Origin of the sequence: Lactiplantibacillus songbeiensis, from assembly GCF_005405125.1 — a bacterium.
GTDB classification, from domain to species: Bacteria; Bacillota; Bacilli; order Lactobacillales; family Lactobacillaceae; genus Lactiplantibacillus; species Lactiplantibacillus songbeiensis.
On sequence record NZ_BJDL01000019.1, the window covers coordinates 98,891 to 105,468 of the forward strand.

General features: G+C 45.6%; 9 protein-coding genes. 1 reads left to right on the forward strand and 8 read right to left on the reverse strand.

What is annotated here, in order from left to right:
• Positions 1-123: 123 nt before the first annotated feature.
• The 8 genes from FFM77_RS08095 to FFM77_RS08130 are packed head-to-tail and all read right to left on the reverse strand — an operon-like array spanning position 124 to position 5,614.
• Positions 124-1,263, reverse strand: coding sequence for a nucleotidyltransferase (locus tag FFM77_RS08095; protein WP_137635262.1), 1,140 nt, complete (start codon positions 1,261-1,263; stop codon positions 124-126).
• Positions 1,264-1,272: 9 nt separating this feature from the next.
• Positions 1,273-2,007, reverse strand: coding sequence for a class I SAM-dependent DNA methyltransferase (locus FFM77_RS08100; RefSeq protein ID WP_137635271.1), 735 nt, complete (start codon positions 2,005-2,007; stop codon positions 1,273-1,275).
• Entirely contained in the window at positions 2,004-2,360 is a 357-nt protein-coding gene (rsfS, locus tag FFM77_RS08105) for a ribosome silencing factor (protein ID WP_137635263.1), read from the reverse strand. Before rsfS ends, FFM77_RS08100 begins: the two co-directional genes overlap by 4 nt.
• Positions 2,361-2,379: 19 nt before the next feature.
• The gene (yqeK, locus tag FFM77_RS08110) at positions 2,380-2,997 is read right to left on the reverse strand and encodes a bis(5'-nucleosyl)-tetraphosphatase (symmetrical) YqeK (protein WP_137635264.1); all 618 of its coding nucleotides are present in this window, start codon (positions 2,995-2,997) and stop codon (positions 2,380-2,382) included.
• The gene (locus tag FFM77_RS08115) at positions 2,981-3,616 is read right to left on the reverse strand and encodes a nicotinate-nucleotide adenylyltransferase (protein WP_137635265.1); all 636 of its coding nucleotides are present in this window, start codon (positions 3,614-3,616) and stop codon (positions 2,981-2,983) included. The genes yqeK and FFM77_RS08115 overlap by 17 nt, the downstream gene beginning before the upstream one ends.
• Before the next feature lie 13 nt (positions 3,617-3,629).
• Positions 3,630-3,944 (reverse strand): ribosome assembly RNA-binding protein YhbY, encoded by a 315-nt coding sequence (yhbY, locus tag FFM77_RS08120; protein ID WP_137635266.1) that lies wholly within the window; start codon positions 3,942-3,944, stop codon positions 3,630-3,632.
• 9 nt (positions 3,945-3,953) lie between these two features.
• On the reverse strand, positions 3,954-5,087 hold the full coding sequence (gene yqeH / locus FFM77_RS08125) for a ribosome biogenesis GTPase YqeH (RefSeq protein WP_137635267.1): 1,134 nt from the start codon (positions 5,085-5,087) through the stop codon (positions 3,954-3,956).
• Entirely contained in the window at positions 5,087-5,614 is a 528-nt protein-coding gene (locus FFM77_RS08130; protein ID WP_137635268.1) for a YqeG family HAD IIIA-type phosphatase, read from the reverse strand. The genes yqeH and FFM77_RS08130 overlap by 1 nt, the downstream gene beginning before the upstream one ends.
• A 778-nt stretch (positions 5,615-6,392) precedes the next feature.
• Between FFM77_RS08130 and FFM77_RS13970 the strand changes: the two genes are divergently transcribed.
• A complete protein-coding gene (locus FFM77_RS13970) occupies positions 6,393-6,539 on the forward strand; it encodes a hypothetical protein (protein WP_171001579.1) in 147 nt (48 codons plus the stop codon).
• The last annotated feature ends 39 nt before the right edge of the window (positions 6,540-6,578 follow it).

Here is a 6,578-nt window from a genome sequence, read left to right on the forward strand (position 1 = left end):
CGTGATAAATTATACCTGTGTAAAAATCCTTTGTCAATGTTTTTTCCTTGACAGGCGCAAATGCCCGTCACTGTTCACCACCATAACAAGAAAAGCCGGTATCGTCAACCGATATTATCCCGATTAATTAGATTTAATTAGGGGGCGCCGATATAAATCTTGCGACTGACCATTAATTAATTCATACACCCGGCCGGCCCGATAATCCAAGGCCATCTCATGTAACCGCAGCTTTTGATTAATCTTCGTATATAGTGGTAAGTTTAAGCTTTTTTTGACTTGATGCAAGTAGGTCTGACCGGTCTGGTTAAAGCCCAGTACCCGGACATAGTTATGGGCTTGCGCCGTTTGAACCTCAGTGGCTGTTAGTTGCAGGAGCATCGCCGTGGCGACCCGCTGCAAGCGTGTATACGTATACCGTTTGGACTTAACCTGTTGCAAAAAAGCCGTAAATGAAGTTGCCCCTTGCGCCATCTCACGCAACCGATATTCGAGACCTTCCGCCATCTGATCATACTGCCCACTCCGTTCAACGGTCGTCGTCAGCAATTGATAGTGTAAGTACGGCCAAAAGTCCGCCCACTGTGTCAAATGCTGAGTCTGTAGTTGCGTCAAAGTGGCGGCGGGCACAACGGGCGCTAATGCGTCCCATTGGTGTTGTCGCGCCGCTTGCCGAATCGCCGTGCCACTAGCAAACTGGTCTGCCGTCAAGTGATCATCATTATGATCGGCCCCCTGGCGTTTGATTGGTACCAACTTCAGCTGACCACCTAAATGTTGATTAGCGACGTAGTAACAAAAGCCCAGCATATCATTGGCCTTAGTCAGTGCCTGCCCGGTAGCGGTCTTTAAAGCCGCATTAAACAAGGTCGCATAGGTCGCATTGTACTGTTTGAACGCTTCACGACCATTAGGAAAAGCCGCCATCAATTGACCGAAATCCAATTCTGGATGTTCCGCCCCAAAGACCAGGCTGTCACAGCCTAACGCCGTTAACAGTTCGACGCCACCCCGCGCAAACAAGTGCGCCGGCTGTGTCGCATAAAAGACTGGCAACTCAATCACCAGGTCGGCACCGGCATCTAATGCCAATTGCGTCCGTGTCCATTTATCTAAAATGGCTGGTTCACCGCGTTGCAACCAGTTACCGCTCATAACAACAACGGTACAATCAGCACCCGTCCGCTGTTTAGCTTGCGTCAAATGGTACAAATGCCCATTATGCAACGGATTATATTCAGTTATTAATCCCACTGCCCGCAACTCGGTCACCTACTTTTGACAGTCAAAGAACCAACGCGTCGTTTGTGCATCGGGTTCCTGTTGACCAAAATCAGCCGTAACGTTAACGTGCTTAAATCCAGCAGCCGCTAATGCGCGCTGATAGTCAGCTAAGTCGTACGTCCGTTCTTGATGCAATTCACTCACTTCATCAAAGGCCTGCTTCTCATCATTCCAGATGAAGAACGTTAGATCATGTTCCGCACTATGCCCGGTCTCCCCAGCATAACTCGTCCACATAAAGGCCCGATCTTCATCACGATAATTATACATATACCCTGGATAAACATCGTCAGTCTGATGCGGCGTAATCACATCGAATAAGAACCGGCCATCCGCCGTTAAATGCGTGGCAACCTGCGTGAATGCCTGCTGAACTTGCTCGAGATCCGGTAAATAACAAAATGAGTCTGCAAAACAAGTCACCGCAGCAAATTGACCGATTTCTGATAAATCTAGCATATTACCCGCTAATAACGGCAACGTGACGTCAGCTTCTTCGGCATGTTGTTGCGCCAAAGCCAGCATATTTTCGGATAAGTCCAGCCCCGTCACGTGGTAGCCGGCTTGAGCCAATAAGACCCCTAGCCGACCAGTTCCACAGGCCAATTCCAAGAGCTCTCCTGATTGGTCCGGTAATTGACGACGCACAAAATCCAGCCATTGCTGGTACATGGCTGGATCGAAGAGTTCGTCGTATAATTCGGCAAACGTCTGATAAATCATGCGTTTACCCATTGATCAACGTCAACTAGTGGCGCATCGGACCATAACTTTTCCAAGTTATAATGTTGACGCGCGTCTTTTTGGAAGACGTGCACGATCACGTCACCGCAATCGATCAAGATCCATTCACCGGCAGTCCGGCCTTCCACGCTCTTCACGTCAGAACCGGCTTTGCGAATAAAGTCGACGACATTATCAGCGATGGCTTGAACTTGACGCTTCGAATCAGCCGATAAGATGACGAAATAATCTGCCATTAAGCTGACTTCAGCGACGTCTAAGGCCACAATGTCTTCTGCCCGCTTGTCATCCGCGGCTTCGATCGTTAATTGTAATAATGCTTTGCTATCCATATAATCTTCCTTTATTTGTTTAATTTGATGGGACTGTGCCAATGCCGCCGACCCAAGCGTTATAAGTGGCTAACGTTTGTGGGTACACCGGTTGGCCCTTTTCAACCAAGTAATTGAGCGTATGTTGAATCTGATACCGAACCCCGGCAGCTAAAGACTTAGCCGTCACTTGCCGTGCTTCGTCGACCCCGGGAAAATCCCGGTTAGGTTCAATGAAATCCGCCATAAAGACGATTTGCGCTAACTTAGGCATGTAAGGGGCGCCGACCGTATGCAACCGAACCGCATTTAAGATATTTTCATTATAAATGTGTAATTCCGTTTTAATCAGTTCGGCACCCACTACCCCATGCCAGACGCCATTACCATAATTTAAGAGTGCTGGGTCTAAGCCCCGCGTCTTAATCAAGTTAATAAACGTCTCATCGGCACGTTGCTTAGCATAGTCATGCAATAACCCAGCAATCGCCGCTAATTCCGGATCAACCCCATTGGCCTGTGCCAACTCACGGGAAGTTTGTTCAACTCGTAAGCAGTGTTGATACCGACTGTCAGTTAACTGGGCCGCCACTTTGGCCATTAACGCTGCATGGGTGTACGGCACTAATTGTTCTTGATACTCAATGACTTTGTTCATATAAATGATGCTCCTTAATATAATCAGCAACTGCATCTGGTACGAGATACCGTACCGAATGCCCGTGACTGATCTTTTGGCGGATCTGGGTCGAACTAATATCAACCACCGGCGCATCCACCCAAATAACCGGGTACTTGCTAGTTGTTGGATATTTCGTCCGTTTGATCCCGACAAAGGTCACTAATTTGACTAAATCATCAATCCGATACCACGTATGCAAATAGTCGACCATATCGCCGCCAATAATAAAGTAATACTGAACTTCAGGATGCTGGGCCTTGAGAGCTTTCATCGTATCATAAGTGTAGCTTTTACCGCCACGTTTTAGCTCCGTTGTTTCCAACTTAAAGCGCGGATTATCAGCAATCGCTCGTTCAACCATATGCTCGCGGTCAATGGCCGCAATCGTCTTCTTCTCATCAACATGTGGTGGCTGGGCATCTGGCATAAAGCGAACTTCATCCAGACCCAATTGATCACCAACTTGTTCGGCCATGATTAAATGCCCTAAGTGCGGGGGATTAAACGTCCCACCTAAAATACCGACCCGCTTATGCGGCATATCGGTCACCACTTCAGCTAAGACTTTCGTCGCTGTTTGATTAACCGTCTGCAACCTTAATTCCTCCCTAAATCTTGGCGACTTCTAATGAAAGTCGTTGTGATTCAGCGTGAGTTGATGGCATGTATAAGACTAAGACCCGACCAATCGTTTGAACGACCGTAATTGGGGTATTGCCTTCAACTGCTGCTTGGACTTCATCAGTTGTCACATCCGCATTTTGTAAAATATTGACCTTAATTAATTCGCGCTTGTCTAAGGCACTCACTAATTGACCTAACCATTCGTCAGTTAACCCATTCTTCCCAACTGCAAAGAGTGGCCGTAAGTGTTGTGCCTGACTGCGTAAATACCGTTTTTGTTTACCACGTAAGTTTTCCATTAAACTCTCCTAATTCTTATTAATCATTGCGGGCCGTGTTAAAACATCGACCCCTTTTGGTGCCCAACCAGCGACGCGCGTCTCCGCGGGAACCGTGACCCAGCCTAAGCCTTCAAAAACCACATCACTAATTTCGGTCGTCTTAAATTCATGCCGAACTAATGGTGGAAAGTCTGCGACGGCATCACCAGTTGGCGGTGTAATTAACTCACCGACATGCTTCGTATAGAAGTTTTCGGCATTTTCGGTCTTCGTCCGATGTAACGTTAAGTTATTGTCAGCGTAGACGACACCGGCTGGTCTGCGGGTATCCACAATATCCAACCGCGCAACCCCGCCTAAGAATAACGTCTGACCGTTGCCTAATTGGTAGTTCTTAGGCCGAATTTCTTTTTGCGGTGAAACTAATTTCAAATCATCGCCACTCAAGACATGGGCCATCTGTTCGGGATGAATAATCCCAGGGGTGTCGACCATCTTATGACCGTCATCCAATGGAATTTCAATCTTATCTAAGGTCGTCCCAGGGAACCGTGACGTGGTAATCAAGTCTTTTAAGCCGGTGTTATTCGCAATAATCCGGTTAATCAAAGTTGACTTACCTACATTGGTTACCCCAACGACGTAAACATCGCGACCGCGCCGATATTTTTCAATCATGGCTAATAAATCATCGATAGCATGGCCTTTTTTAGCACTGGTCAATGCCACATCGACAGGCTTAATGCCTTGGGCCCGCACTTGTTGATTCATCCATTCGCGTAATTTCGTCCGCCGCAATTGTCGTGGCAAGACGTCTTCCTTGTTCCCAACTAATAAAACTGGGTTATTACCAACAAATCGTTGTAACCCGGGAATGATACTACCATTCAAATCAAAGATATCAACGACATAGACGACCAACGCATCCGCTTCACGAATCGTGGCTAATAGATGCCGAAAATCATCGTCGCTCAAGTCGACGGGCACGATTTCATTATAATGCCGTAACCGGAAACAGCGCTGACAATACAAGTCTTGCGCATCTGAAGCCAATGACTTCTTTAAAGCTGATGCCGGGGTATACCCCGCTGCTTTGGGGTCCGTTGTTTGGATAGCCGCCCCACAGCCGATACAAAATAACGTTTCTTGTGCTTCACTCACTATTTAAGTTCCTCCTGAAAATGCATTTCTGGAAAACGATGGGCCAACCGTGCTTTAATAAAACGTTCAAAGAATCGATTGATTCGTGTATTCCACGCATCAGTCTGAACTAACGGCTGCACTAAGACACTAGCCACGCCCGCAGTATGAGCGGCCCACATATCGGTGATATATTGGTCACCAACCATGATTACTTCATTTTGTTGCAACCCTAAGTTGTGACGCGCCCGTTGAATCCCAAATGGTAACGGCTTTAAGGCCCGCGAAACAAAGGGTAAATCTAAAGCTTGCAAGGCTTTGGCAATCCGCACATGTGAATTATTCGAGACCACAATTAGCGGAATCCCAGCATCTTGCAACCCATGCAGCCATTTTTTTAGTTCCGGGGTGCCATCCGGATTATCCCAAGCAATCAAGGTATTATCAAGATCAGCGAAGACCGCTTTAATGCCCTTTTCATGCAGTTGCGCCGGTGTAATATTATAGATTGCTGGAATCATCCAAGTTGGTTTAAATTGCTTAATCATTATTTTCCCCTTCACTTCTAATTTCATTCTTAACGGTTAAGGTCATTAGTCATGTCACTGACGACCGCTATTAGTGGCAAGTTCAGCTAGACACTCACTATCTCATTTTAGCATACTCGGAAGTCACACGGATAGAACTACCGCCACCAATTCGCTATTCGTCCGTATAATTTGCGTTATCTTTTTATAATAGTGGCTTTCGATTGAATGTGCAACTTTTATTGTTGGTTAACACTAATAATATTACCGCTCCGAGCGAGCTGGATTAAATTACCAATTCTGGTTCGCCCGACGTTAGTTACCGAATCGTTATCATTTAACCCACAAAATTAGCCGGGAGGTTGGTTTCTAAAATATTCAGCCGTGTCGTTGGTCTTAGCGAGTACTTGATTAGACTTAAGCCAAGGCCATTTTTGAAGATCAGTTTCGGCTTCAAAGTGACCTATGGCGTGCCAGCATTTTAGGAACCAACCGGCAAACGACAATTTCAACTAGCACCAAGCGTTTGGTTAGTATTTCTTCATATAGAAGCAAGCCATCGTAAAATTCACATCGTACAATAATTAGCCTCTAACTTAAGTTTTAACTGATTGAGTATCGAAACTATCAAAATGGTCATCAATTAAACTTATCTTGTAAGTTTATAAGTGCTGTTATATCAGCGTTTACTTAACCAAAATTAAAAATATGTTGGTTTATCGCTATGAACATGATATGATATTAATTATCGTAATGATAACTAAAATCAAATTACACGAATCGTCAAGGAGGACTTCATTTGGACAAGCAAAAGATGGATAAGCAGAAAGTTGTTAAAACGTACGTGACCGATAATTTTTTCGGCAAAGGCCACTGGTTCACCAAACTTTGGCAGACCCTCGTTGCCATTTTTCTACGTCTTGTCAATAAGAATGTTATTAAATAAACGATTCATGATAAAAATATAGGGCATTGGTTCGGTGAC